The organism is Arthrobacter sp. JCM 19049 (genome assembly GCF_001310435.1).
Genome location: NZ_BAXF01000842.1, coordinates 1 through 690 on the forward strand (window position 1 = coordinate 1; position 690 = coordinate 690).

Annotated in this window: 1 protein-coding gene and 1 pseudogene; both read right to left on the bottom strand. The window is 66.1% G+C overall.

What is annotated here, in order from left to right; translation table 11 throughout:
- Nucleotides 1-171 (bottom strand): annotated as a pseudogene (locus JCM19049_RS21640) (methyltransferase); the annotation flags it as partial.
- Between the two features lie 26 nt (nt 172-197).
- The coding region (locus JCM19049_RS16650) for a 3-oxoacyl-[acyl-carrier-protein] synthase III C-terminal domain-containing protein (protein ID WP_279403474.1) at nt 198-690 on the bottom strand (493 nt) is incomplete at its 5' end.

Genomic DNA, 690 nt, shown 5'->3' on the forward strand with positions numbered 1-690 from the left:
GTCCCCGCCGCCGCATCCGATGTCCAGGATGCTCGCCCGCCCGCCGGCCGGAAGCAGTGGGCGGATCCGCTGCCGGTAGAGGGAGCGCCACCCGGAGACCACCCGGTTCACCAGCCAGAATTGCCGGTAGGTGCGCTCCAGCAGCTGTGGGTCGCAGTCGGGAAGGTCCATTTGTTCCACGGCGTCGGGTTGGCGTCTCATTCCACCTCGATTTCCCGCTCGGGCAGCAGGGTCATCAACGCGCTTTCCACGGTCAGCCCCGGGCCGAAGGCCATGGAGCACAGCTTCTCCCCCGCGGGATCCGCCTGGGACAGGTGCCGGTCCATGATGTCCTTTAGGACGAACAGCACGGTGGAACTGGACATGTTCCCGTAATCACGCAGCACGTCGCGCGCCGGGGCCAGTTGCCGGTCATCCAGACCCAGCCGTTTTTGGACCTTGTCCAGGATGGAGCGTCCACCGGGATGGATGGCCCAGTGTTCAATGTCGGTGGCCGCGGAGTCGATCTGCGGGTCGTGGGCCAGCAGCGGGGCCAGCGCCCCGGTGATGTGCTCGTCGATGATGTGCGGGACATAGGTGCCCAACACCATTTCGAAACCCTCATCGCCGATGTTCCAAGCCATGGATTCCTCCCCCACCGGGGTCAGCACGGTTTCAAAGGCATCCAGCCGCAGCCCCGGGGCGCCGGTG